Source organism: Roseobacter sp., from assembly GCF_045106495.1.
GTDB lineage: Bacteria > Pseudomonadota > Alphaproteobacteria > Rhodobacterales > Rhodobacteraceae > Roseobacter.
In genome coordinates this window covers 41,792-67,989 of the sequence record NZ_JBGCEQ010000024.1, presented here as the reverse complement: position 1 = coordinate 67,989, position 26,198 = coordinate 41,792, and the positions used below count along the sequence as shown (strand labels likewise).

At 56.3% G+C, this 26,198-nt stretch carries 22 protein-coding genes; 12 read left to right on the top strand and 10 right to left on the bottom strand.

Annotation, left to right across the window (positions count from 1 at the left end):
* The 3 genes from AB8B75_RS16040 to ispD form a co-directional block, all read right to left on the bottom strand.
* Window positions 1-224 (bottom strand): phosphatidylglycerophosphatase A (locus AB8B75_RS16040; RefSeq protein WP_405363733.1); only part of this gene is annotated, 224 nt, incomplete at its 3' end.
* Entirely contained in the window at window positions 221-700 is a 480-nt protein-coding gene (ispF, locus tag AB8B75_RS16035) for a 2-C-methyl-D-erythritol 2,4-cyclodiphosphate synthase (protein WP_405363731.1), read from the bottom strand. The genes ispF and AB8B75_RS16040, both read right to left, overlap by 4 nt.
* Window positions 690-1,355, bottom strand: coding sequence for a 2-C-methyl-D-erythritol 4-phosphate cytidylyltransferase (gene ispD / locus AB8B75_RS16030; protein ID WP_405363729.1), 666 nt, complete (start codon window positions 1,353-1,355; stop codon window positions 690-692). Before ispD ends, ispF begins: the two co-directional genes overlap by 11 nt.
* Window positions 1,356-1,551: 196 nt before the next feature.
* On the opposite strand from ispD, the gene dusB reads away from it, so the two are divergent.
* The 5 genes from dusB to AB8B75_RS16005 all read left to right on the top strand — a co-directional run bounded on the left by dusB (window position 1,552) and on the right by AB8B75_RS16005 (window position 8,756).
* The gene (dusB, locus tag AB8B75_RS16025; RefSeq protein WP_405363727.1) at window positions 1,552-2,535 is read left to right on the top strand and encodes a tRNA dihydrouridine synthase DusB; all 984 of its coding nucleotides are present in this window, start codon (window positions 1,552-1,554) and stop codon (window positions 2,533-2,535) included.
* Window positions 2,532-3,608, top strand: coding sequence for a nitrogen regulation protein NR(II) (locus tag AB8B75_RS16020; RefSeq protein WP_405363725.1), 1,077 nt, complete (start codon window positions 2,532-2,534; stop codon window positions 3,606-3,608). Before dusB ends, AB8B75_RS16020 begins: the two co-directional genes overlap by 4 nt.
* 14 nt (window positions 3,609-3,622) lie before the next feature.
* A complete protein-coding gene (locus AB8B75_RS16015) occupies window positions 3,623-4,987 on the top strand; it encodes a response regulator (RefSeq protein ID WP_405363724.1) in 1,365 nt (454 codons plus the stop codon).
* 137 nt (window positions 4,988-5,124) lie between these two features.
* Window positions 5,125-7,347, top strand: coding sequence for an ATP-binding protein (locus tag AB8B75_RS16010; protein WP_405363742.1), 2,223 nt, complete (start codon window positions 5,125-5,127; stop codon window positions 7,345-7,347).
* Window positions 7,344-8,756, top strand: a complete 1,413-nt coding sequence (locus AB8B75_RS16005) for a sigma-54-dependent transcriptional regulator (RefSeq protein ID WP_405363723.1) — start codon at window positions 7,344-7,346, stop codon at window positions 8,754-8,756. Before AB8B75_RS16010 ends, AB8B75_RS16005 begins: the two co-directional genes overlap by 4 nt.
* A gap of 1 nt (window position 8,757) precedes the next feature.
* On the opposite strand, the gene AB8B75_RS16000 is transcribed toward AB8B75_RS16005, so the two are convergent.
* On the bottom strand, window positions 8,758-9,783 hold the full coding sequence (locus AB8B75_RS16000) for a nuclear transport factor 2 family protein (RefSeq protein WP_405363722.1): 1,026 nt from the start codon (window positions 9,781-9,783) through the stop codon (window positions 8,758-8,760).
* Window positions 9,784-9,837: 54 nt separating this feature from the next.
* Window positions 9,838-10,386, bottom strand: coding sequence for a hypothetical protein (locus tag AB8B75_RS15995; RefSeq protein WP_405363721.1), 549 nt, complete (start codon window positions 10,384-10,386; stop codon window positions 9,838-9,840).
* Between the two features lie 38 nt (window positions 10,387-10,424).
* Between AB8B75_RS15995 and trkA the strand changes: the two genes are divergently transcribed.
* The 4 genes from trkA to hflX all read left to right on the top strand — a co-directional run bounded on the left by trkA (window position 10,425) and on the right by hflX (window position 15,024).
* The gene (gene trkA / locus AB8B75_RS15990; protein WP_405363719.1) at window positions 10,425-11,804 is read left to right on the top strand and encodes a Trk system potassium transporter TrkA; all 1,380 of its coding nucleotides are present in this window, start codon (window positions 10,425-10,427) and stop codon (window positions 11,802-11,804) included.
* 54 nt (window positions 11,805-11,858) lie between these two features.
* Window positions 11,859-13,361, top strand: a complete 1,503-nt coding sequence (locus AB8B75_RS15985; protein ID WP_405363718.1) for a TrkH family potassium uptake protein — start codon at window positions 11,859-11,861, stop codon at window positions 13,359-13,361.
* Between the two features lie 128 nt (window positions 13,362-13,489).
* On the top strand, window positions 13,490-13,729 hold the full coding sequence (hfq, locus tag AB8B75_RS15980) for an RNA chaperone Hfq (protein ID WP_007119530.1): 240 nt from the start codon (window positions 13,490-13,492) through the stop codon (window positions 13,727-13,729).
* Window positions 13,726-15,024, top strand: coding sequence for a GTPase HflX (hflX, locus tag AB8B75_RS15975; protein WP_405363716.1), 1,299 nt, complete (start codon window positions 13,726-13,728; stop codon window positions 15,022-15,024). Before hfq ends, hflX begins: the two co-directional genes overlap by 4 nt.
* A gap of 6 nt (window positions 15,025-15,030) precedes the next feature.
* Here hflX and AB8B75_RS15970 read toward each other — a convergent pair whose 3' ends face one another.
* Both AB8B75_RS15970 and AB8B75_RS15965 read right to left on the bottom strand, forming a co-directional pair.
* A complete protein-coding gene (locus AB8B75_RS15970; RefSeq protein WP_405363715.1) occupies window positions 15,031-15,594 on the bottom strand; it encodes a pseudouridine synthase in 564 nt (187 codons plus the stop codon).
* Window positions 15,595-15,598: 4 nt separating this feature from the next.
* Window positions 15,599-18,064 (bottom strand): penicillin acylase family protein, encoded by a 2,466-nt coding sequence (locus AB8B75_RS15965; RefSeq protein WP_405363713.1) that lies wholly within the window; start codon window positions 18,062-18,064, stop codon window positions 15,599-15,601.
* Window positions 18,065-18,167: 103 nt separating this feature from the next.
* Here AB8B75_RS15965 and AB8B75_RS15960 point away from each other — a divergent pair, with 103 nt between their 5' ends.
* Window positions 18,168-19,040: an NAD(P)-dependent oxidoreductase gene (locus AB8B75_RS15960; protein ID WP_405363712.1), complete on the top strand. Its 873-nt coding sequence runs from the start codon at window positions 18,168-18,170 to the stop codon at window positions 19,038-19,040.
* A gap of 55 nt (window positions 19,041-19,095) precedes the next feature.
* Here AB8B75_RS15960 and AB8B75_RS15955 read toward each other — a convergent pair whose 3' ends face one another.
* Both AB8B75_RS15955 and hemB read right to left on the bottom strand, forming a co-directional pair.
* On the bottom strand, window positions 19,096-19,662 hold the full coding sequence (locus AB8B75_RS15955; RefSeq protein ID WP_405363710.1) for a YSC84-related protein: 567 nt from the start codon (window positions 19,660-19,662) through the stop codon (window positions 19,096-19,098).
* A 112-nt stretch (window positions 19,663-19,774) separates the two neighbouring features.
* Window positions 19,775-20,773 carry a porphobilinogen synthase gene (gene hemB, locus AB8B75_RS15950; protein WP_405363739.1) on the bottom strand — a complete coding sequence of 333 codons (999 nt, stop codon included), beginning with the start codon at window positions 20,771-20,773 and terminating at the stop codon, window positions 19,775-19,777.
* Window positions 20,774-20,930: 157 nt separating this feature from the next.
* Between hemB and AB8B75_RS15945 the strand changes: the two genes are divergently transcribed.
* Window positions 20,931-21,422, top strand: a complete 492-nt coding sequence (locus AB8B75_RS15945; RefSeq protein ID WP_405363737.1) for a component of SufBCD complex — start codon at window positions 20,931-20,933, stop codon at window positions 21,420-21,422.
* Between the two features lie 33 nt (window positions 21,423-21,455).
* Window positions 21,456-24,920, top strand: a complete 3,465-nt coding sequence (gene mfd / locus AB8B75_RS15940; RefSeq protein ID WP_405363709.1) for a transcription-repair coupling factor — start codon at window positions 21,456-21,458, stop codon at window positions 24,918-24,920.
* Here mfd and AB8B75_RS15935 read toward each other — a convergent pair whose 3' ends face one another.
* A complete protein-coding gene (locus AB8B75_RS15935) occupies window positions 24,921-26,141 on the bottom strand; it encodes a multidrug effflux MFS transporter (RefSeq protein WP_405363707.1) in 1,221 nt (406 codons plus the stop codon).
* Window positions 26,142-26,198 lie beyond the last annotated feature (57 nt).

The following is a 26,198-nucleotide window of genomic DNA, read 5'->3' as shown; positions in this document are numbered from 1 at the left end:
ATCTCGGAGGGGTCGTGATCCGTGCTGTCGCGTGTCATCTGCGCTGTGGCCCACCACCCTTTGAAGAAGGCGGCGACCACAGCCAACAATAAGAGCGGAAAGCCACCCAATACATGTAGCAGCCACCCCCATGGCAGGGCCACAAGCGATCCCCACGTGCCGGGCGCAGGGCGGATATAACCAACGCCCAGCACTGTGCCGATCAGTGTTGCGATGCGCTTCATGGTTTCACCAATGCTGCCGTTGCGATGCAAGCAATGCCTTCACCACGCCCTGTGAAACCGAGCTTTTCGGAAGTGGTGGCCTTTACCGAAACCCGCGATGGGTCCAGGCACAATATATCAGCCATCTTCGCGCGCATCGCTGGGGTGTGAGGTCCGATTTTGGGAAACTCGCAAATTAATGTGCAATCAACATTGGAAATGGCAAACCCCATCTCAACCGCCAACTCGACAGCGTGGCGCAAAAAGACATGACTTGCGGCACCTTTCCATTGGGGATCGCTGGGGGGGAAATGCTGACCAATATCGCCTTGTGCCAAGGCACCATATATCGCATCCGTCACCGTGTGCATGCTGACGTCGGCGTCGGAATGACCTACAAGGCCTTGATTAAACGGGATTTTCACGCCGCAAAGGACCACATGATCTCCCTCGCCAAAAGCATGCACATCAAAGCCGTTACCCAGTCTAATGTCCATTCCGTGTCCTCAAGATACGTTCGGCCCGTTCGAAATCTTCGGGCATCGTGATTTTCAAATTGTCTTCGCTGCCCGGTGCAATTGCGACGGTAAGACCGGCCTTACGCACAAGTTCAACGTCATCCGCAGCACCCGCCGGGTAGGCGTGGTGTGCCGCTAGAATAGCCTTGAAGTCAAATCCTTGCGGTGTCTGCGCGCGGTAGAGCCCATCGCGGTCGACGGTTTGTGCAACCTGTCCATCGTTTCCCCGCCACAAAGCGTCAAAAACCGGCACGGCAGGCGCTGCCGCCGAGTTGTAGCGCAGGGCTTCAATGACACTGTTAATCACAGAATGTGTCACGCATGGCCTTGCCGCATCATGGATCAATACCCGGTCACAGCGCCCCTCAAGAATTTGCAATCCTGCAAGAACAGACGCACTGCGTGTATCGCCGCCGTCTACAACTTCAATACCGGGCCGCTGCGCCCAGGTTCCCACAGCGATATCATCCGGGTGCAGGACCAGAACCAAATGTTCAATGTCGGGGTGGGAAGAAAATGCGTCCAACGAATGATCTACGCTGGTCTTGCCTGCCAAGGGGAGCCACTGCTTTGGTGTAGCCTGTCCGGCTCTGACACCGCGCCCCGCCGCGACAATCACCGCCGCAACAAGCATGTGTCCGACCTATTCATGTTTCCGCCCCATACTTCATGTATAGTTGTTACGGCTTTGAGCGCCGGGAGGCAATTGCGCGATGGAAGTGCCCAATAAATAGGCAATTGTGCCTGCGTGATCCGTGTAAGGTGTCTGAAATATTGAGAGAAACCAACCTTATTGATAATGTTTCATCTCGTGCCTAAGGATTAAGCGTTTGTCATCTGCATCATTGCCCTTCGATTTGAACCCTCCGGTGATGCTTGCGCCGATGGCTGGAATCACGGATCTGCCCTTTCGGACATTGGTGGCATCTTTCGGTGCAGGCCTGGTGGTGTCTGAAATGGTTGCAAGCCACGACATGCTGAATGCGCGCCCCGGTGCTCGCGAAAAGGCCGAGTTGGGATTAGGTCATGTGGGCACAGCGGTTCAACTGGCCGGGCGCGAAGCAGCACCCATGGCGGAAGCCGCGCGCATGGTCGAAGGGCAGGGCGCGCAGGTGATCGACATCAATATGGGCTGCCCCGCCAAGAAGGTCACTCAGGGCTTTTCCGGATCAGCGCTCATGCGAACGCCGGATCACGCACTGACCTTGATCGAGGCTGTTGTAAAAGCCGTCTCTGTCCCTGTGACCTTGAAGACCCGCCTGGGCTGGGATGACACTCTGCGTAACGCGCCCGAAATTGCCTGCCGCGCAGAAGCTGCAGGTATCAAGTTGATTACCATTCACGGGCGTACGCGCTGTCAGTTTTTCCAAGGGCAGGCCGATTGGGCAGCGATCAAAGCAGTCAAGCGCGCGGTCGACATCCCGGTGATTGCCAACGGCGATATAGTTGATACGACCTCGGCGCGACGCGCCTTGGCGTTATCCGGGTCGGACGGCATTATGATCGGGCGTGGCGCGCGGGGAAAACCATGGCTTTTGGCGCAGATCGCACATCGGATTTTTGACGCGCCAGCCCCCGCGATTCCGAAAAGAGCTGATTTCGCCGCGATGGTATGCCTGCATTACGAGGCAATGGCCTCGTTTTACGGGACTGAATTGGGTCTTCGCGTCGCGCGCAAGCACTTGGGGTGGTACATGGATACTTGCGCCACACCGCAGGCGCTAAGGCGCGCGGTGCTCACGGCATCTACAGTGGCAGAGACTTTGGGGCTGATCCCAGACGCCTGCAATACTGATGATCTGGTGGCGGCATGAACTCCGATCGCGCGATTTGGGCAAGCCTGCCTGTGCCCACACTGATCATCGGACCGAATAACGAGATCGTCGACATCAATTCCGCTGCAGAAGGGTTTTTGAACGTTTCCGCAAAATCCGTGCGCGGCGTTCCGGTATGGGATCAGATCGCGGTAAACGATCCTTTGGAAACGGCCTTTGAACGGGCGCGCGGTACCAGCACACCACTCTTTGTAAACGATGTGGACGTGGGCAGTGGCCAAAGAGCGCCTATGCAGTCAGATTTGCAGGTAGCACCACTGCTCGGTCATCCCGAGCATATGATTTTCATGATTTCGCCGCGTGAACTGGCGGGGCGGATGACCCAGAACCATTCGGTCAAATCCGCGGCTAAGTCTGCGATCGGCATGGCTGAAATGCTCGCCCATGAGATAAAGAACCCACTTGCCGGGATCACCGGGGCGGCGCAGCTGTTGAGCATGAACCTGGCGGCGGAAGATCTGGAATTGACGGATCTGATTGTTGAGGAAAGCCGCCGGATCGTAAAGCTTCTGGGTCAAGTCGAGCAGTTTGGCAACTTGTCGATGCCTGACTTTCAAGCTGTAAATGTGCACGATGTTCTTGATCGTGCGCGCCGCTCTGCCCTGCTGGGATTTGGCGCGCATATGAAGATTATCGAAGACTATGATCCGTCTCTGCCAATGGCGTACGGTGATCCGGATCAGTTGTTGCAGGTGGTCCTGAACCTGCTCAAGAATGCGTCCGAGGCCACAAATGGCAAATCGGGCCAGATCAGACTGCACAGCTATTTCGAGCACTCTTTCCGGCTGAGGCGGTCGGACGGGTCCGGTCAATCTCTGCCTTTGCAAATTGAGATTATTGATGATGGTCCCGGACTACCGGAAGCGATCAAAGACGACGTTTTTGACCCCTTTGTTTCGGGGCGCGAGAACGGCACTGGTCTGGGTTTGGCTCTGGTCAGCAAAATTGTCTCAGATCACAGTGGCTGGATTTCGGTTTCTTCGACACCAGGCAGAACTGTTTTTCGAATTTCCCTGCCGCGCGCACCGAAATCCGCACAGCAAAAACAATAAAGGAGAGTACTTTCATGGATGGTACAATACTGGTTGCAGATGATGACAGAACGATCAGAACAGTACTCACACAGGCTCTGACGCGTGCGGGTTGCAAGGTTCATGCGACATCCAGTCTCACCACGCTGATGCGTTGGGTTGGAGAGGGCAAGGGCGATGTCGTCATATCTGATGTGATGATGCCGGATGGAAACGGGTTGGAAATGCTGCCCAAGATTGCCGAGGATCGTCCAGGATTGCCAGTCATCGTGATTTCGGCACAGAACACGATCATGACCGCGATCCAGGCAGCTGAAGCGGAAGCCTACGACTATTTACCCAAACCTTTTGACCTTCCGGATTTGATGAAACGCACAGCGCGCGCGCTGGAGACGCGTCCGCAGAATCGGCGCGCGCCGGATGACGTCAATCAACGTCCCGACGAATTGCCGTTGGTGGGCCGTACCGCTCTGATGCAAGCCCTTTACCGGGTGGTCGCGCGGGTGATGAACACCGACTTGCCGGTGTTGATCTGGGGCGAATCCGGCACCGGTAAAACGCTAATCGCCAAAGCGATCCATGATTTTTCAGATCGCAGGAATCTACCTTTCATTACGGCTTCTGTTGAAGAGTTGCAGGATCTGGAAGGTCCGGCGAGGCTCTTGGCGCGGGTCAAAGGCGGCACGCTTCTGGTCGAAGAGATCGCGGATTTGCCCGCTGAATTGCAGGCCAGGCTGGTGCACATGATGGATACACCGGGTGAGTTTGCGCCGCGTTTCCTTGCGACCAGTCAGTCGGATCTCAATGCTGCGATGGAAGCCGGTCAGATGCGCAAAGACCTCTACTATCGCCTAAGCGGCGCCACCTTGACCGTGCCTGCCCTTAGGGAACGGGTCGATGACATTCCTATTTTGACCGAACATTTTTTGACGAAAATCGAAGCCTCGGGAGCCGGTCAGAGGGAACTATCGAGCGAGGCTGCCGAGATATTTCGCAACTACAGTTGGCCTGGTAACGTGCGTCAATTGGAAAATGCGGTGCGCCGCCTTGGGCTGACCAGTCGGGCTGCGGAAATAACGGCCAGCGAGGTCGAGCAGGTTTTGGGTGCGCAACCCGATCTGGAACCGATGCGCGCCTTGGGCAATACGGAAAAGCTGGGTGCGTCGGTCGAGCGGCATCTTCGCAGATATTTTGATTTGCATGGCAATATGTTGCCACCCGATGGGCTTTATTCTCGGATTCTGCGCGAGGTCGAAGCGCCTTTGATAGAAATATCGCTTGAAGCGACCGGCGGAAATCAGGCGAAATGCGCCGATTTACTTGGGATCAACCGGAATACTTTGAGAAAAAAGATCACCGACCTCGATATTGAGGTGACACGCCGCCGTAAATTGATGTAAAACTGCCACACAAACCGTGGCCAACAGGGGACACCCCTATTCAGGACCACAAAATAGAGCGGTACGGCGTCATGGCGCCACATCATAAGTGAGGTCATCGGGTGAACACCCGTGTAGAAAGGTCACTGTGGCTGCGGATGGGGCGCTTGCTCCGCATTCGGCGCGTCCGTAATTTCGCGACATTGGGTCTGGTTGTGCTGGGGCCGGTACTCGCCCTGTCTACATTTTTGGTATTGGGGCCGCTGGGCCAAGCGAGTAACACACTCGGGTTGCGCCTTATTCTATTGGCCGATCTCGTCTATTTCCTGGTGATTGCGGCGCTTGTTCTGGCGCAAGTTGGGCGGCTCATAGCAGCACGTCGGGCGAAGTCCGCCGGGTCGCGGTTGCACCTGCGCTTAACCGGTGTTTTTGCCCTCATGGCTTTGATCCCGACGGTGACGGTGGCCATTTTTGCTGGTCTTACTGTGAATGTCGGGCTTGAAGGGTGGTTTTCGGACCGTGTCCGCCAGGTGGTTGGAAGTTCACTTGCCGCCGCACAGGCTTACGAATCAGAACAGCGCGTGGATCTTGCAGAAGATGCTTTGACGCTTGCGCGCAGCATCGACGATGCCCGGCGAACCGGTGCAAATGTTTCTGACAGTGAGCTGCTCAGCGAAGGTCAGCGACAAATTCAGCGCGGGCTGCGCGAAGCCTATCTGATTGACGGGACAGGCAATATCCGCGCGCGGGGCGATCGGAGTTACCTGTTCGATTTTGAAGCACCGGGCGACCAACGCCTTATCGAAGCAGATGAGCAGGACGTGGTCGTGATCGAAGATTGGGCCAACAATGAATACCGTGCTCTGGTGCGCCTGTCTGCCTTTGTCGATCGCTTCTTGTACATAAGTCGTGATGTGGATGGCGACATCCTGTCCCTGCTGGACGAAACACAAGAAACGGTACGGCTTTACCAACAATTGGAAAGCGAACGGGGCCGTTTGCTGTTTGATTTTGGTCTTCTCTACTTGGCGTTTGCCGTGATGTTAATTCTGGCCGCCATATGGCTGGGACTTTGGTTCGCAGAACGTCTTTCGGTGCCGGTCGGTCGGTTGACCGGTGCAGCACAGCAAGTCGGCGCGGGCGATCTTGATGTGCAGGTGCGTGAGGAGGAAGGCGATGACGAAATCGCCATGTTAGGTCGTTATTTCAACCAGATGACGAAACAACTTAAAGTGCAGCGTGGCACACTTGTCGAAAATACCGAACAGATCGAACGTCGGCGCAGGCTCTTTGATTCCGTATTGAGTTCGGTGACCTCCGGGGTTGTGGGTCTGGACCCACAGGGGCATGTAACTTTCGTCAATACGGCCGCTGAGAGGCTTTTGGATTGGCGGCCTGGTCAGCAATCCGTTTCTCTGAAGGTAGCGATACCCGAGTTTGGTCCCATCTTTGACAAAATTGCCCAACCGCAATTCCAAGTGGCGCAAGGCGAGGTGAAAGTCACTCGACAGCGACGCCTAGAAAACTTGCTAGTTCGTATGGCCAAACGCCGTTCGCAGGATGGCAAGCTTGAAGGCTACGTTGTCTCGTTTGACGACGTCACTGATCTCGTCAGCGCGCAACGTATGGCCGCCTGGGGTGACGTCGCACGTCGTATCGCTCATGAAATCAAGAATCCACTGACCCCGATCCAATTGTCCGCCGAACGGATCAAACGCAAGTTTTCGCCAAAAGTCGGGGACGATAGCGAAACATTGGAACAAATGACCGATGTTATCATCCGACAAACGGGTGATTTGCGCCGGATCGTGGACGAGTTTTCGAAGTTTGCACGCATGCCGGAACCGGATCGCAAACCGGCCTGCTTGAACGATTTGGTGCGTGATGCAGTGCTCTTGCAGCAAACCGGCCAACCGAACGTGCAAATAGACATGAGTTTGCCCGACATGATGGTTCAGGCGGAACTTGACGCAACGATGATTGGTCAAGCCCTCACAAATTTGATTAAGAACGCAGGTGAAGCCATTGAAACACTGGAGAATAAAGGTGCTCCGGATGGGCACGTGCCGATGATTGCGGTGCAGCTGTCAGCGCAAGACGGGCGTGCAAAAGTGACCATCGCAGACAATGGCATCGGCTTGCCTGAGGACCGTGCCCGACTGTTCGAACCTTATGTGACAACACGCAGCGAAGGCACCGGCCTCGGCCTGCCGATCGTCAAGAAAATTATCGAAGAGCACGGCGGCAGCCTTGTTCTAGAAGATGCACCGGCCTTTGAAGGCCAAACCCATTCCGGCGCCATGGCAGTGATTACGTTGCCTTGCAGCACCAGCGCCGCAGAACCAGAACCGACCCAACTGTTGGAAGGAAGTGACCTATGAGCGACATTCTCATTGTAGATGACGAGCGTGACATTCGAGAACTGATCTCGGACATCTTGATTGACGAAGGATATGGCACGCGTCTGGCGGGCAATTCGGACGATGCGATGGCCGCGATCAATGCCGATGCCCCTGCATTGATCATATTGGACATCTGGCTGAAAGACAGCCGGATGGATGGCATCGATATTCTCAAAGCCGTCAAGCGTGACAACCCGGATGTGCCGGTCGTCATCATTTCCGGGCATGGCAATATTGAAATCGCGGTGGCTGCGATCAAACAGGGCGCTTATGACTTTATCGAAAAGCCCTTTAACATCGATCAGCTTCTGGTCGTCATTCGCCGGGCGATGGAAACCTCGCGTCTGCGTCGGGAAAACCAGAGCCTGCGCCGTCGCGATGTAACTAGTTCCGATATGATCGGCAATTCGGCGGCGTTCCGGGCATTGGTGGGACAGTTGGACAAGGTCACGAAGTCGAACGGCCGCGTGATGCTGACCGGGCCTGCGGGCAGCGGCAAGGAAGTTGCGGCGCGCTACATTCACGCCAATTCCAATCGGGCATCGGCTCCTTTCGTGACGGTGAATTGTGCCGGTGTGGCGCCGGATCGGATGGAGGAGGTTCTGTTCGGACGGGAAACAGCTGAACGCGGTGTCGAGCCGGGGTTGCTGGAAGAGGCGCATAGCGGTGTCATTTATTTTGATGAAGTCGCGGACATGCCCGTCGGGACCCAGTCCAAGATTTTGCGGGTTCTGGTGGATCAGCAATTCCAGCGGGTGGGCGGCAACGACAAAGTGCGGGTCGATTTGAGGGTCATCTCCTCGACCAACCGCGACCTGGAGCAGGCCATTCTGGCCGGTACATTCCGGGAAGAATTGTACCACCGTCTGAACGTCGTGCCGATCGCCGTACCTTCTCTAGAAGAGCGGCGCGAAGATATTCCGGCGCTGGCGGAACACTTCATTTCGGATATGAACGCTGTGCAGGGCCTGCCTGCGCGGGCCATCAGCAGCGATGCGGAAGCACTGATGCAAACCATGGTATGGCCAGGGAACGTGCGCCAGTTGAAAAACCTCATCGAGCGGGTTTTGATCCTGGGCGATGAAAATGGTCCGATCGAGGCGCGCGAATTGCCAGGCATTGAAGAGGGCAGCGACGATGAAAGCCGCGTGGTGCTCTCAGGAGCTTTGGCGACACTTGCGCTGCGCGAGGCCCGAGAGGCTTTTGAACGCGAGTATCTGTTGACGCAAATCAATCGGTTTGGCGGTAATATCTCGCGAACCGCGAATTTCGTTGGAATGGAACGCTCCGCATTGCACCGCAAACTCAAGTCACTGGGAGTTGTCACCTCGGCCAAATCCGGCACCCGTATTGCGCATGTGGATGATGAGGTCGACGCAGCAGAATGACCTAGCTGGCGAGTTCTTCCAGCACGTCCACTCCCTGCATTTTCAGGAAGTGCAGCATGTCGATGAAAATCCAATTCTCGGCAAGCTTGTCTTCGGACCGCCGGTATACATCCACGACCCGCATATCCGCGCGGTTGGTGTTCGCCGGCACGCCGATAAAACCATTGTCATTGGTCAGGGTCAGGTTGGGCCACCCAAAAAACGCGCCATAAGACCCTTCTGCCATGCGGCACAGGTGTCCGTTGAACGCGCGTCCTGACAATCCGGTTCGAAAGGGTTGCTGGTGCTGTTCGATGTATCGGTCAATGGTGTAGGTGGCGCCAATCCCTGCAGGCCCCCACCAAATCATGTCGTTGTGCCAGTTTTCTGCCAACTCGTCCTGCGGGGTCGGTGGTTTTGAGGCCGCATTGGCGTGGTCGATGGAGCCGATCATTGTGTTGATTAGGTTCAGGGTTTTCACAGATTCACGGGCGTCCTGAGGCGCATGCAGCAACCCGTCATGGGTCATTGGACCCGGTTGCACCAGATGCTGACCGGTTTGCGGCGCGCGCAGCGGATTGACCCCGGCCTGGATCATCAGATGCATCAAGTCCACGAACAAGGCTGACTGGGTGATCTGCCCCTTTTCGACCTTGTTGAATTCAGCATAACGCAAAAACGCCATTTTTCGGGTTGCAGGGATGTTCAAAAACGGCGCGTCGAAGAGACCCATCAAGTGACCCATGGAGCAGGTCCAGCGTCCTTCGAACCCGTCAATTTCATTGAGACCGGCAAAGAACACATCCTCGCGTCGCTGGACATTCGAAAAGGCACGCAAAAACGGTGCCCAAAATGTCTCGGCGATGGCATTTGGCCCGACCTGTTCATAAAATGGGTGCATGCCATACCAATGGCATTTCGGGTGTAGGGTTTGTGCGAGAACATCTGCAATGGTTTCAGGTGTTGCTGCGGCCATGGCTGCATAGTGATGTTGCACAAGAGATTTTGCGGGCTGCAAATCAGGAGAGAAGGGATTCGATGTGTTCATGCTGAAAAGCTGTAAGAAAAGGGACGCAGAACTACCAGCTTAAATGCGATCGAGTCAGCCCGCCTGGTTTACAATTTGCCAACTGCCATCCTGATACTTGATGGCACAGCTTTGTTCGGTGAGACGCGGCAAAACGCGGGTTTCGGTCTTGGGAGCCGCGCGAAACACGTTGCTCGGACAATTTGGAAGAGTGACAGGCTGATACCCACGTTGCGCCATGCATTGCGCTTCGGCACGCCCACGCAGGTCTGCGTTGAGGTCTACGGTGTAAATTCTGCCTTGCTCAAAATAACCCCCGACCGAGTGGCACCGCCCCGCAGCATCACAATATCTGCGTGCAGGAACGTAAATGGGCGGTTCTTGCCGTATCTGGTTGTTGACGGGTACATCCGACAAGGCAGCAATCTCGCAATCGAGCAGGTCCGTCTGCATGCGCGTCACTTGAGCGCCTTCTTTGTGGTAGATTGACAGCGGCGCGCAGGACACCAACACCGAAAAGGCACCAAAGACCATCAATAAATGACGCAAAGACCACATCGTTGCAGTTTGCCCCGCTTTGCGCCCAAGGACAATTGAATTGACCGCCCACAGGCCTTCTGCCATTCAGAAAGTCGCGAAACGGCGTGAAGGACCTCAGGCGCATGAAGGTGATTATCTGTGGCGCAGGGCAGGTGGGTTGGCAAATTGCGCGCCACCTTTCCGGCGAACGCAATGATGTCACGGTCGTTGACAGCAATCCTGACCTGGTACGCCGCGCGACGGATTCGCTTGACGTGCAGGGGATTGCCGGTTTTGCCAGCTACCCTGATGTTCTGGACCGAGCGGGCGCGCGGGATGCTGAGATGATCATTGCCGCTACCTATTCTGATGAGGTAAACATGGTCACCTGTCAGGTGGCGCATTCGGTTTTTGGCATCAATCGCAAAATTGCCCGGCTGCGCAGTCAGTCATATCTCAATGCGATTTATTCTGATCTTTACCGCCGCGATCATATGCCCATTGACGTTGTCATCAGCCCCGAAAAAGAGGTTGCAGCCGCAGCTTTGCAAAGGTTGTCGGCACCGGCGGCGTTTGACACAGAGACTTTCATGGACGGCAGGGCACACCTGATGGGCATCACGATTGAGGAGGAATGCCCCGTCGTCAACACGCCCTTGCGACAGCTCACGGACCTCTTTTCGACCTTGCGTGCCACAGTTGTTGCCGTGCGCCGCGAAGGGACGCTCTTTGCGCCAGAAGCGAAAGACCAATTGTTTGTCGGCGATGATTGCTATGTTTTCACCCATGCGGATGATATCCCGCGTACACTGGAAATATTCGGTAAGAAAGTGACCAAGCAGGACCGAGTTGTACTGGTTGGCGGCGGCAATGTCGGCCTCGCCGTTGCACAGACTTTGGAATCGCAAACGACAAAACGCGTTCGGGTCAAGGTGATCGAGAAAAACCGCATCTGCGCCGAGAAAGCTGCGGAAGCTCTGGAACGCACGATTGTTCTCAATGGTGACGGTCTGGACGCGGGGCTCTTGGCCGAGGCCGGTATTTCCCGCGCAGACGGTATGTTGGCCATCACAGATGATGACAAGACGAACTTGCTGGCCTGTGTGCGTGCCAAATCAGAGGGCTGCCCATATACCATAGCCCTGATCAATGACCCGACCCTGGTGCCGTTGATGAATCCTCTTGGCATTGACGCCTATATCAATCCGCGCGCCACGACGGTCAGCTCGATCCTGCGTCATATTCGGCACGGCCGCGTGCGCGCGGTTTATTCGATTGGCGACGCCGAAGCCGAAGTGATTGAGGCAGAGGTTCTGTCGACCTCGCCTTTGGCAGGTAAGCGCATTTCCGAAGTCGATTTCCCGGAAGGTGTTCTGGTGGGTGCGGTCAAAAAAGGCGAAGAGGTCATCAGACCCCTTGGCAGTACGCGCATTGACGAAGGTGACGTGATCGGCATTTTTGCCCTTGCGGGCGACGTGCCGGAAGTGGAGCGGCTGCTTCAGGTCTCCATCGACTTTTTCTGATCGATGCCGCAGATTCCCCATCGCAAAAACCGCCGCGGCGCATTTGTTCAACTGATGGACTTGCCGCTGTTTTTGCTGATCTTTGGCGTCGCTTCCGTGTCGATGTTGCTTCCGGCCTTGCATGGTGGCGCGGCGCGAAACCTCGATACAGCCCGCATGTTCTTTTATTGCGCTTGTCTGGGCATGGCGCTTTTTGTCATGATCTCCATCGCGCATGCCGGGCGGCGGCAGCGCAACGGCGTCTTGGGGTCATTGATTTCCCTGTTTGCGACCTTCGTTTTTCTGCCAGCCTTTCTGGCTGTTCCGTTTTTTGAAGGTCTGGGCACGACCACATATCTAAACGCCTATGTTGAAATGGTCAGTGCGATCACGACAACCGGTGCAACACTTTTCGAAGAGCCCGAACGGCTGAACGGCACGCTGCACCTGTGGCGGGCGCAAGTGGGATGGATGGGGGGAGCTGTGATGTGGATTGCGGCCTCAGCCATCCTGGCACCGTTGAATCTGGGCGGTTTCGAGGTCACGGCGCAGGCCGAACCGGGCCAGCGAGAAGCTCGTTTCAATCTGATGGACCGGGCGGACCCGAGGAAACGTTTGCTGCGCGTAACGAAAACTCTGCTGCCGATTTACATTGGTCTCACGGTCCTGCTTTGGATTTTGCTTCTGATCAGCGGCGACACACCTTTAGTGTCGCTTAGCCATGCTATGTCGATCATGTCTACGTCAGGCATTTCGCCTGTCGGCGGCGTCGAAAACGGTGGGTCCGGGATGACCGGAGAAGCGCTGATGGTGCTCTTCATGGTTTTTGCCCTGTCACGTTTAACGTTTTCCTCCGACACGATTACTGCGACTCAAGGAGGCTTGCGCACCGATCCGGAATTCAAGCTGGGCATTTTTCTGGTCTTTGGTGTGCCTGCGATTTTGTTTCTGCGCCATTGGTTGGGCGCGTTTGACGTGGCGGCCGAAGACGATCTTGACCTGGCGGTGCGGTCGCTCTGGGGCTCCGTTTTCACGGTTATGTCTTTTCTGACGACAACCGGTTTTGTGAGTGAAGATTGGGCGCAAGCGCAAGCCTGGTCAGGATTGCAGACGCCGGGTCTCATCCTCATGGGGCTTGCGTTGATTGGCGGTGGGGTGGCGACAACTGCTGGTGGCGTGAAGCTGCTGCGCGTTTTTGCTCTGTACCTCAATGGGTTGCGCGAAATGGAGCGGTTGGTGCACCCTTCATCGGTCAGTAGTGCAGGGTCCGCAACTCGGCGGCTGCAACGCAATGGTGCCTTTATTGCCTGGATATTTTTCATGATGTTTGCGCTGACGCTGGCTGTGCTCACCTTGCTGCTGGCGTTCCAAGGCGTGTCCTTTGAGGAGGCGTTGGTCTTGAGCATCGCGGGGCTATCGACCACCGGGCCTTTGACCACTTTTGCCGCAGACACGCCGATTTCATTGGTGGAACTCGAACCCTTCGCCAAGGCTGTGTTTTGCGCGGCAATGGTCCTCGGACGGCTCGAAACTCTAGCAATTATCGCCCTTTTGACGCCTGATTTATGGCGCGACTGACGCGTTTTCGCCGTTAGGTCCGTAACGGACTGTTTTTTGGGGTGGAATCTCTGCGTCTGGCGCTCCATAATCACTCTGAGGGGGGGCTCGATCTGCGAGCACCGGCAAGAAAAAAAGCGAGTTCTAGAATGGCGTCGGACAGACAGAACCTTCAGGATGCTTTCCTGAATCATGTACGCAAAACAAAAGTTCCTGTGACAATTTTTCTGATCAATGGGGTGAAGCTGCAAGGCGTCATTACATGGTTCGACAATTTTTGTGTGCTGTTGCGCCGCGACGGCCAATCTCAGCTTGTCTATAAACATGCGATTTCGACCATCATGCCCAGTCAGCCAATCAGCCTGTATGAGGGCGAAGACGCTTCTTGAGCAAGCCACCCTTTCAAGTCGAAAACGACGATGCATCACGCGTAACCCGTGCATGGGTTCTGCACCCCGAAATCAAATCCGACCCGGAGCGCCGTCTCGCTGATCACGCCTTGGCTGAAGCCATGTCCCTGGCACGCGCCTTGCCGGAACTGGAAGTTGTCGGTGGAGACATCATCCCGTTGAAAACGGTACGAGCCGGCATGTTGTTTGGGTCTGGCAAGATCGAAGAGATCAAAGCCGCGCTGCAAAGCCATGAGATTGAGTTGGTATTGGTCGATGGCCCGGTCAGCCCGGTACAGCAGCGTAACCTTGAAAAAGCCTGGGGTGTCAAACTGCTGGACCGTACCGGCTTGATACTGGAGATTTTCAGCGACCGTGCGGCGACTCGCGAGGGTGTGTTGCAGGTCGAGATGGCCGCACTTAGTTACCAACGCACCCGTCTGGTGCGGGCATGGACGCACCTGGAACGGCAGCGCGGCGGATTGGGCTTTGTGGGTGGCCCTGGAGAAACCCAGATCGAAGCGGACAGGCGTGCCATTGATGACCAGTTGACTCGACTGCGACGTCAGCTCGAAAAGGTCGTGAAAACTCGAGCGTTGCACCGTGCCGCGCGCGCCAAGGTTCCTTATCCGATCGTTGCCCTCGTAGGCTATACCAACGCCGGGAAATCTACCCTTTTCAATCGGCTAACCGGTGCAAACGTGATGGCAAAGGACATGCTCTTTGCCACGCTTGATCCGACCATGCGCCGACTTCAACTGCCTGACGGGCCCGAAGTGATCCTGTCGGACACGGTAGGTTTTATCTCTGATTTGCCGACTGAACTGGTTGCCTCCTTTCGAGCGACGCTCGAAGAGGTTCTGGCGGCTGATGTGGTGTGCCATGTGCGCGACATTTCCCACCCCGAAACCGAAGAGCAGGCGCAGGATGTACGTGACATCATGACGTCTTTGGGTGTGGAAGCGGAACGCCCCAGCTTTGAGGTCTGGAACAAGTTGGATGTGATGACACCGGACGCTGCAGATGCCATGCGCGCGCGCGCTGACCGTGAAGCACAGGTGTTTGCGATCTCTGCGCTGACGGGAGAGGGGATCAATGACCTTTTGGCGGCGATCACCCATCAGGTGCAGGGTGCCAAACGCGAAGCCGACATCTCACTCAGCTTTGCAGAAGGTAAAAAACGTGCTTGGCTCTTTTCTCAGGATTTGGTCGAGGCGGAAAACCAAACCGATGAGGGCTTCGACATTACGGTGCGCTGGACCGCCCAGCAGGAAGCTCAATACCAAAAACTCTAGCGCCTTTCAGGACCCATCGACCGATGCAAACCGCCAGCTTCCAGGCGCCATGTCGTTCAGGTGCCAGTCGCCAATCTGGGCGCGGATCAACCGCAGGCAAGGCAATCCCACATGGGCCGTCATGCGCCGCACCTGTCGGTTTTTTCCTTCGCGGATGGTGAGGCGCAGCCAGGCATCCGGCACGGTTTTGCGGAACCGCACCGGGGGATCACGAGGCCAGAGCGGATCAGGCGTGTCGATCAGTGAAACTTCCGCTGGTTTTGTCTTGCCATCTTTCAAATCGACACCGTTTCTCAGTGCGGCCAATGCCGTCTCATCCGGCGTGCCTTCGATCTGTACCAGATAGGTTTTGGCCATCTTGTGGTCGGGGTTGGCAATGCGCGCCTGCAGCTTGCCATCATCGGTCAGCACCATCAGACCTTCGCTGTCTTTGTCCAGGCGTCCCGCCGGGTAAAATCCGGGTTCATCGATAAACCCCGACAGCGTTGGTCGCGGCGATCCCAAAGTGCCCTTGTCGGTGAATTGCGACAGGACGCCAAAAGGTTTGTGAAAGAGAATCACACGCGGCATGAGTTTACCGTTTCGGTCGCAGAACCGTCACGCCCACGGCCGCTGCGCGCGCCAGATCTTCATCCAGTGACATGGGGATGTACTCACCACGCCGCCAAAGCTGTGCCATATCGTCGTAATGCCGTGACAGGAAATGACCTGACTGGCCGGTTGACGTGATGAAAACTGAGCTGTCGGGATCGGCAAAGTCATAGACACCCCGATAAGCAGCCCCGTGCACGTTGTGAAAGGGATCAGGCCCGGTGCCACGGGTCAGCCCGCGTTGCAGCGTGTTGTCCCCGCCGTTGGTCGATTGCCGAATGTTCACAAAGAACCTCAGGATCGGCACCTTTCCCAGTACTTGATGATCATGCGTAGCCTGATGCGCATCGCCCCAACGTAGGGTTTCCAAGTCCGATCCCCAAGTTTCTTCAATCCAGATCAGAGCATCGTCCAACGCCAATTGCGCCATGTCCGCGCACGTCTCTGTGCGGGCAGATTGAATGACGTCACACCAGATGGCCGCGCCGTTGATGTCCCGAAAGGCGCGTTCAATGAAAAGCGGTTCCACGTGAGTCAGCGTGTTGGCCAGTGGGCCAAGTTCATCGCGTACCAAACGGTCCTGCAGGCTGCGCAGCCATGCCGCGTAAATCAGCGGCTCTGGCATATGTTCGTTCATTTCACCCGACCACCCGGCGAGCAGTGTCAGCGCGCGTTGGCGTCGGCGCTGAGGCGTCCCTTCTGGTGCAGCCTCTCCTGTGAACCAAAGTTCTGAGCCGATCAAAGGCAGCAGTGAGCGTGCCGTGAAACTGACAGTATCCAGTTGCGCCTCGATAAAGCTGTCACGGGTGTGGACTTCGCGCGCCTGCATCAAACGTTGCCAGCGTTGGATGCGCTGGGTGTCGCCCCATTCAAAAGAAACATGGTTTGGGAAGGGGCGATCGACGGTTTTGTTGTTGGTGTTGCCAAGGATGCCGCCATTGGGCGAGATGAACTCGGGATTGGCGGAATAGGGCAAACGTCCTTGCCACCGATTGGCTTCGATCCAGCCTGGCGTGGGCAAACGCCCTTGGCTCTGATGGTTGGCATCACGGCGTGGCATGGCGCCGATCATTTTCATGCCAATTTCTTCGCCGTCGATCAGCATCAGGTTTTGCGCAGGCGCAATATAATCCTCGATGGCTGTGATCCCATCACGCACGGACTTTGCCTCCATCAGGCGCATGGCGGCGGTCATGGTTGTGTCGTTGGGGCTCAGAACGGTCCAGGCCAGCGAGGCCACGTGCCCCGGTGGCGTGATGCTGGCCAGATTATATTGCGTACTGGGCAGGACGGGGCCATTGTCGGTCCAGCGCAGCGTTATGGTGACGGGCTGGGCGTCCTTTACCTTGATGATGGAGCCGCGTTTCTCAAAGGCTTTGAAACCGTCGGGTGTGTGGTACTCTTCCGGGTTGTCCGGGTTTACTTGTTCGATATAGACGTCCTGATCGTCCATCCCCGCCGAGGTCAAACCCCATCCCAATGCCTCGCTGCGGCCGCTCAAAACAACGGGCATGCCGGGTATTGTAGCGCCGATCACACTGCCGGATTCCAGTTTGAGCCGTGCAAGATACCAGATGGAAGGTGCCGTAAAACCCAGATGCGGATCATTCGCCAGTAGCGTTCCTCCTGAGGTTGAGCGCGACGGCGCTGCAGCCCAGACATTTGACGCACCGCCAAATCCACGCGGATTAAAGGGCGACAGCGGATGCGATTCCGGCGGTTCTCCGGCTGCAAAACGTCTCACGCCGGGTACCAGTTGCGAGTACTCCGGTAGGGCGGCCAGGCCGCTACCCGGCGCATCAGGCAGGATGTCAGCCAGTCGATCTGGGTCTGGTACCGTGAGCGACATTCGCGCACGCAGAACTTCGTGACTGAGATGGCCGGAGAGCTGCAAGCCCATCAGCTTTGCAATAGCCAGCGAGTCCGAAGGACGCCACGCGGAAACCGGCGCGTTGAAAATGAACATCTCCGGTGCACCGCGCCCCAAAGCGCTGGCATTGATCTCATCCAAGCGGGCATTCACCCCTGTCGCGTAGGCACGCAGCATAAGCTTGGTGCGCTCATCTTGCGCATCCACCGATGCGCCGGCTAGCGCATAGAGGTCAAGCCGCCGGATCAGCATGTCCGTTTCCAGCGTGGCAGGACCCAGGATTTCCGACAGGCGCCCTTGGACCGTGCGCCGCAGCATCGTCATCTGCCACAGTCTGTCTTGCGCATGCGCATACCCTAACGCGTAGAAAACGTCTGTGTCGTTTTCGCCAAAAATATGCGGAACGTTGGCGTTATCACGGACAATTTCCACCGGATCGATCAGGTAGTCGAGGTCCAACACCTTGTCGTATTCAGGTAGAGACCGCGAGGCGAGGTAGTAGACAATGACCACTCCAAGCACGACACAGACCACCAAAGTGGCTGCCAGCCGCATTAACCATCTAAAGATCAGACCCATCTGCGCTCCGTGACTAATATCTGTCGTCTTATTGACCCTTGGGCCTTGACTGTTAGGTAGGACAACAGCGTAACGCAACACGGAAAAAGAGAAGGGCAACAATATGGCCAAGCTGGCATTTTTGGGATTGGGCGTCATGGGAGGCCCGATGGCGGGTCATTTGCAAAAGGCCGGGCATGATGTGACGGTCTACAACCGTACGGCGAGCAAGGCAGAAGACTGGGTCACAACCCATGGTGGAGCCATGGCACACACACCGCGGGAAGCCGCTGCGGGTGCGGATTTCGTGATGGCCTGCGTCGGCAATGATGATGACCTGCGTTCGGTATGTCTGGGCGATGACGGTGCCTTTGCGGGCATGGCGTCAGGCGCGGTGTTTGTTGATCACACAACGGTTTCTGCAGCTGTGACCCGCGAGCTTTATGCTGCGGCCAATGAAAAACAAATCAGCTTTGTCGATGCGCCAATCTCCGGTGGTCAGGCAGGTGCCGAGAACGCGGCGCTGTCCATTATGTGCGGTGGCGAGAGCGGAGCTTACGAGCGGGCCGAACCGATCATGGCAGTGTACTCAAAAATATGTCGTCGCATTGGTGACAGCGGAGCGGGTCAAATGACCAAGATGTGCAACCAGATCGCCATTGCCGGTCTGGTTCAAGGCTTGAGTGAGGCTTTGCATTTTGCCGACAAGGCCGGGTTGGATGGTCGCGCCGTTGTAGAGGTCATCAGCCAGGGGGCCGCCGGCAGCTGGCAAATGTCCAACCGTTACGAAACCATGCTTGACGATCACTTTGATCATGGGTTTGCGACGGATTGGATGCGCAAGGATCTGGGGATTTGTCTTTCCACCGCAGATGAAACGGGAGCAAGTCTTCCGGTCACTGCACTGGTCGATCAGTTCTACAAGGATGTGCAGAAGATGGGCGGTGGCCGATGGGATACGTCGAGCCTGTTCAAGCGCCTGAAAGCGGGCGGCTAATACCTGTACCGGTTTATGAAAAGGCGCTTGCAACGTGCAGAGCGCCTTTTTGCATTTAGGGAATGATGCGCGTGTATTTGGTGCCTTGAAGCGTTGCGCCGATCAGCAGACCTGCGCGACCGAATACAGCCGCGAGCACCGGTGACAACGTGGTTGTTGTATCCGCCTTGAAGCCGTCACCAACATCCGAGAAGACGTATTCAACATCACCGCCCGCGACCCAGCCCGGCGAGCTGCGAAATTCGGTCAGGGCTGCCTCGGTCATGAAGAACAGAACATGTGAATATTGCTGACCGCCGATCTGCAGGCCGCCCGACACTTGCGTTGTCGAATAGTAGTCAACAGTTGTATCATTCACCCGCAACGCTCCGCGACCATAAGCGCCGCCAAATCCAAAACCTGCCTCTGTAATCAGCGGCATCACCAACATGCCGTTCGCCTTTTCCGCCAGATTCTTCGTGTTGGGGAATTGGTTGTACATCTGTGTCAGGGTCGATTCGACACGCGCATCGATGGTGGCAGCGCCTGACGATCCGATGCCATTGCCACATGCCGCCGTTACCGACGCCCCGGCCAGCGCGCCCAGAGTAAATACCCTGCGTGAGAGTTTTGGATGATCCATTGTGTCCGCCTGTATTTTGTTGCTCGTGTGCCGGTTACTCCGGCTTATGGGCAAACATACGCCGATTGGTCTTGGGTGTCACCCGAAACGTGCGATCTTGCGCGGCATATCGCTATTGGTTCAGCAATCGCGCGGCGGCGGGAGCGAAATATGTCAGGATGCCATCACAGCCCGCGCGTTTGAACGCCATCAGGCTCTCCATCATGGTGTTTTCACCATTGATCCATCCGTGCTCCGCCGCTGCCTGGATCATGCTGAACTCACCTGAAACCTGATAGGCATAGGTTGGCGCGCCAAAGCTGTCTTTGACGCGACGACAAATGTCCAGATAGGGCATGCCGGGTTTGATCATCACCATATCCGCGCCCTCGCGCAGGTCGCGTTCAATCAGGCGAATGGCTTCGTCCGCATTGGCGGGATCCATCTGATAAGTTTTTTTGTCACCACTCAAAGCACCCGAAGCGCCGACAGCATCCCGGAACGGCCCATAGAACGCGGATGCATACTTTGCTGAATAACTCAGGATCATCACGTTCTGATGCCCCGCATGTTCCAGCGCGTGGCGCATCGCACCAATTCGACCGTCCATCATGTCAGAAGGTCCAATGATATCCGCGCCCGCATCAGCCTGCGCCAGTGTCATCTTGACCAGCGCTTCCACCGTGCGGTCGTTGACGATTTCCCCATTTTCGACAAAGCCGTCATGGCCGTTGATGTTATAGGTGTCCAGCGCCACATCCGTCATGATTGCGATTTCGGGAACCGCCGCCTTGACAGCGCGAATGGCCCGATTGGCATTGTTTTCCGGGTCCCATGCGCCTGCACAATCCTCGGTGCGTTCATTGATCCCAGTGTAGGGAAAGATGCAGATTGCTGGAATACCCAGGTCCGCTGCTTCGCGCGCTGCTTCGACGATTTTGTCAACAGACCGGCGATACACACCGGGCATGGAGGGGATCGGTTCTTCGATCCCTTCGCCGGAACGTACAAAAACCGGCCAGATGAAATCATCCACGCTCAAGCTGTTTTCGCGCGTCAGAGCCCGGATCGCCGGGCTTTGGCGTGCCCGACGCAGGCGGGTTGCAGGGAAGGGGGCTTGGGTGGGGCGCATGTCTGAAATGTCCAGTTTGAGTGACACTGCCTGCTTGCCACGGATTTTTCCGCAAGCCAAGGGTAGGAATTGCCGGAAACCAAGGCTAAGAGGGTCCGTCAAAACAACAAAAGTCATCCCCTTGAGTTTCTATCAAAGCGTTTTCGAACTTATTGACATGCGATCCTTTTCGAACCTGTGGTTCTGGATCGCATTGGCGGTGCTGTGGTCTTCGGCCAGCCATTGGGTGCTCGGCGTCCCCTACGACATGGTGTTGCGGGCCAAGCGCAACGGTGGACAAGCCGAACAGGACCTCGAAGACTTGGTGCGGATCAATACCAACCGATTGCTTTATATCGCAAATGTATCCGGTCTATGGCTGTTGGCGCTGGGGTGCTTTTTTCTGACAACACTTTGTGTGCTGGGTTTTCTCTATCGTGTTGAGATTGCCCAAGCCTTGTTCCTGCTGGGTTTTCCGATGTCGATTGTCGGTTTGATGTCCCTTTCAACCGCCCGGCTGATTCAGCAGGAAGATTTGCGCGGCGTACCGTTGCACAGCAGGCTGGCCCGGCATCGGCTATATGTCCAAATCACCGGGATGCTGTCGATTTTCGTCACTGCGCTTTGGGGGATGTACCAAAATCTCTCCGTGGGTCCACTGGGCGGTTGACACCGTCGCTGCGAACGCCAATTGAACCATCCCATGGCCGATCCATCTCATATCACTGTTTCAGGGGTCCCTGAAGGCTTCGACGCCCGCTATCTGCTCTCGGAGCTTGAACGCCAGACGGGCCCGGTTCTGCACATCGCCCGGGATGACGAGCGGCTTGTAGGCATGCAGGCGGCACTGCGGTTTTTTGCCCCCGACATGCCGGTTGTGGTTTTTCCAGGCTGGGATTGCTTGCCCTATGATAGGGTATCGCCCAATGCGGACATTTCGGCGCAACGGATGGCGACGCTGGCAGCGTTGGTGCATGGTATGCCGGCGCAGTTCATTTTGCTCACAACCCTGAATGCAGCAACCCAGCGCGTGCCGGCGCGCGCGACCCTGAAGGATGCAGCCTTCAAAGCACGCGTCGGCAATCGCTTGGATGAAACGGCCTTGCGCAACTTTCTTGTGCGTATGGGTTTCGCGCAAAGCCCGACAGTGACTGAACCAGGCGATTACGCCATTCGGGGGGGGATCATCGATATTTTCCCACCGGGTGATCTTGGACCGGTACGGCTTGATCTTTTTGGCGATGTGCTCGACGGCGCACGCCGGTTTGATGCCGCCACACAGCGTACAACCGAAAAAATGGACATGGTCGAACTGGCACCTGTGTCGGAAGTCATTCTGGATGAGGCAGCGATAACACGATTTCGGCAGAATTATCGCATAGAGTTTGGTGCCGCTGGTACCGATGACCCGCTTTATGAGGCGATCAGCGCTGGGCGTAAGCATCAAGGGGCTGAGCACTGGTTGCCCTTTTTCCATGAAAAGCTCGAAACTCTGTTCGACTATGTGCCGCAGGCGGTGGTGACACTGGATGATCAGGTCACGCCGATAAGGCTGGCGCGATGGGAGACTATTGCAGATCAATACGAGACCCGCCGTCTTGCCATGGCGCATCGCTCCAAGATGGACAGCGTATATAAACCCAGCCCTCCTGACGGGTTGTATCTTGACGATGCGGCCTGGGAGGCCGTTGTTCAGGATCGCCGTGTTCTGAAGCTGGCTGGATTACCTCAGCCCACGGGATTGGGTGTGATCGACGCCGGTGCGCGTGCTGGTCGCAATTTTGCGCCGGAACGGCAGCAGGAATCGATAAGTCTTTTCGGTGCATTGGCAGACCATATTAAAGTGAAAATGAATGATGGGCCGGTGCTTATTGCCAGCTATTCTGAGGGCGCGCGCGAACGTTTGATGGGGTTGATTGAAGACGAGGGATTGGCGGAAGCTGTTCCTGTACCCAACGTCACGCGGGTGGGAAAACGCGGACTGCACTTGGCGGTGTGGGCGTTGGAACACGGGTTTGAAGCCCCTGGTTTGACCGTCATTTCCGAACAGGATGTTCTGGGTGATCGGCTGATCCGCAGCGCCAAGAAAAAGCGCCGAGCTGAGAATTTCCTGACCGAAACGCAATCGCTGAGCCCTGGCGATCTCATCGTCCATGTGGATCATGGCATTGGCCGCTACAAGGGACTTGAGGTGATCACGGCGGCTGGGGCAGCTCACGAGTGTATCTTGCTGGAATACGCCGAAAACTCGAAACTGTATCTGCCGGTGGAAAATATCGAACTCTTGTCCAAATACGGGCATGATGAGGGTCTTTTGGATCGTTTGGGCGGTGGCGCTTGGCAGGCCAAGAAAGCCCGGCTCAAAGAGCGCATTCGTGAGATTGCTGACAAGTTGATCCGGGTGGCCGCTGAACGGGCGCTGCGCAAAGCCCCTGTGTTGGAACCCCCTGAAGGCATGTGGGATGCGTTTTCCGCGCGTTTTCCTTATCAGGAAACCGACGATCAGCTGCGCGCAATCGGCGATGTGGTCGACGATCTGACCTCCGGCAATCCAATGGACCGGTTGGTTTGTGGCGATGTGGGTTTTGGCAAGACGGAAGTGGCCATGCGCGCGGCATTTGTGGCAGCAATGTCTGGCACGCAGGTCGCTGTGATCGCGCCGACGACCCTGCTGGTACGACAGCATTACAAGAGTTTTTCAGAACGCTTTCGCGGTTTCCCTATCAATGTGCGGCAGTTGAGTCGGTTCGTCTCCACCAAGGACGCGAACGCTACGCGAGACGGAATGTCGCGCGGCACGGTGGATATCGTGATTGGGACCCATGCGCTTCTTGCCAAGGGCATACGATTTCAGAATCTCGGCCTGCTGGTGATTGACGAAGAGCAACATTTTGGAGTGACACACAAAGAGCGCCTCAAGCAAATGCGAACGGACATTCATGTTCTTACCCTGACGGCGACGCCGATCCCCCGGACCTTGCAGTTGAGCCTGACCGGCGTCCGCGATCTCAGCATCATTGGCACGCCGCCAGTGGATCGGTTGGCAATCCGCACCTATGTCAGCGAATTCGACACAGTAACCTTGCGCGAGGCGCTTTTGCGCGAACACTATCGCGGCGGTCAGTCGTTCTACGTGGTGCCGCGCATCTCCGATTTGCCGGAAATCGAAGAATTCCTCAAAGATCAACTGCCGGAACTCAGTTATGTTGTGGCGCATGGACAGATGGCAGCGGGCGAATTGGACGACCGGATGAATGCCTTTTACGATGGCAAATTCGACGTTCTCCTGGCAACGACCATCGTGGAATCCGGTCTCGACATCCCGACTGCCAACACTATGGTGGTGCACCGGGCTGATATGTTTGGACTGGCGCAGTTGTATCAGATCAGGGGGCGTGTCGGGCGGTCCAAGACCCGCGCCTATGCCTATCTGACCACAAAACCGCGCACCAAACTCACGGATACGGCGGAAAAGCGTCTGCGGGTGCTGTCCAGCCTCGACACATTAGGGGCCGGCTTTACGCTGGCCTCGCAAGATTTGGACATTCGTGGGGCTGGCAATCTACTGGGCGAAGAGCAATCCGGTCAGATGCGCGATGTGGGTTTCGAGCTTTACCAATCCATGTTGGAGGAGGCGATTGCGAAGATCCGCGCGGGCGAGATGGAAGGGCTGAGCGATGCCGATGATCAATGGGCACCGCAAATCAATCTTGGCGTGCCGGTTCTGATCCCCGAAGCCTTTGTGCCGGATTTGGATGTGCGGCTGGGACTGTACCGCAGGCTCAGCGGCCTGTCGACCAAGGTCGAGTTGGAAGGTTTTGCGGCGGAACTCATCGACCGCTTTGGCAAACTGCCGCGCGAGGTCAATACTCTGATGCTCGTTGTGCGGATCAAGGCGATGTGCAAGCGCGCGGGCATCGCCAAACTGGACGGTGGGCCCAAAGGCGCCACGATTCAGTTCCACAAAGATAAATTTGCCTCACCCAAGGGCCTGGTGGAGTTCATTCAGGATCAACGCGGGTTGGCCAAGGTCAAGGACAACAAAATTGTGGTGCGCCGTGACTGGAAAGCAGACAATGACAAGATCAAAGGGGCTTTCGCCCTTGCGCGCGATCTGGCGGAAAAGGTGATCGCCGAGAAAAAAGCGCGAAAGGCCAAGGCCAGCTAGTCACTCGGCGGGCAAACGCTCCTCGATGCGACCCATATACTGCATCAGCACAAAAGCCATCACCGCCATCACCAGGACAGCACTAACCAAAGGGCGGATTGTCCCATCAAAAAGTAGCCCGATCGGGGAGGCAATTACCGCAGCCAGTACTGTTGAAACAGCGCCGATGACACTGGCCGCCATGCCGGCAATATGCCCCATCGGTTCCATCGCGATCGCATTCAGGTTCCCGATGGTCAAGCCAGCTTGAAAGAACACGTAAGCCTGCCAAAGCGCAAACAGGGCAAAGACGCTGGTCCCCATCATTTCGCCGTGCAGTAGAATTACTGTGGACAAAGCAATTTGAATCGCCAGAGCCACGGTGATCAACCGCCTCATGCCCAAACGGACCACCAGCATCGCATTTAGAAAACTGGCAATCGCCGAAACAAGGGCGATGCCACCGAACCACAAATGAAAAGTATCCTGTTTGTCATAGACCTGTTCATAAATGGGCTGGATCATCATCAACACGGTGAACAGCATCGACATGCAGAGCGTTTGAACAATAATGGATAGCCGCACAATCGGGTGCGCGAACATGTCCCGAACGGCGGCCGCCAACAGCCGCGGTTTCAGCGGGCGACGGTCACTGCGGACAAGAGTTTCTGGCATCCGAATTATCATCCAAACCACTGAAATCATTGAAAAAGCAACAAAGGCGATAAAGATTCCACGCCAACTGCTGGTGGAGACAATAAGATACCCTAAAGTGGGGGCGACGCCGGGAACAAGCGTAAAGATCATCATCACAATGGACACGATTTTAGCCATTTCACGACCAGAAAAGAGATCACGGATGACGGCCAAGGACACAACGCGAGGACCAGCAGCACCAAGCCCTTGGACAATACGTGCAGCAATGACCACTTCGAAGGATGAACTGGCCCATGCCACCGCAGATGCGCCAATATAGATGGCTGCGCCGCAGACCATCACGGGTTTGCGTCCATAGGCGTCCGACAAAGGTCCCGTGAAGAATGTTCCGATTCCCATTCCCAGTACAAAGGATGTCATGATCAGAGGCGCGCGCAGTGGATCTTCTGGTGTGAGTTCCCTTGCAATGTCGGGCAAAGCGGGGAGCATGGCATCAATTGAAAAAGCAATGGTGGCAAACATCATTGCCATCAGTGCGATGAATTCAACGCGCCCTATAGCGGGCTGCGATACCGGTTGCGACACTCTAGAACCCCCACCCGGATGTACAGACAGGTACGCCGGTCAATAAGTTCTAACCCA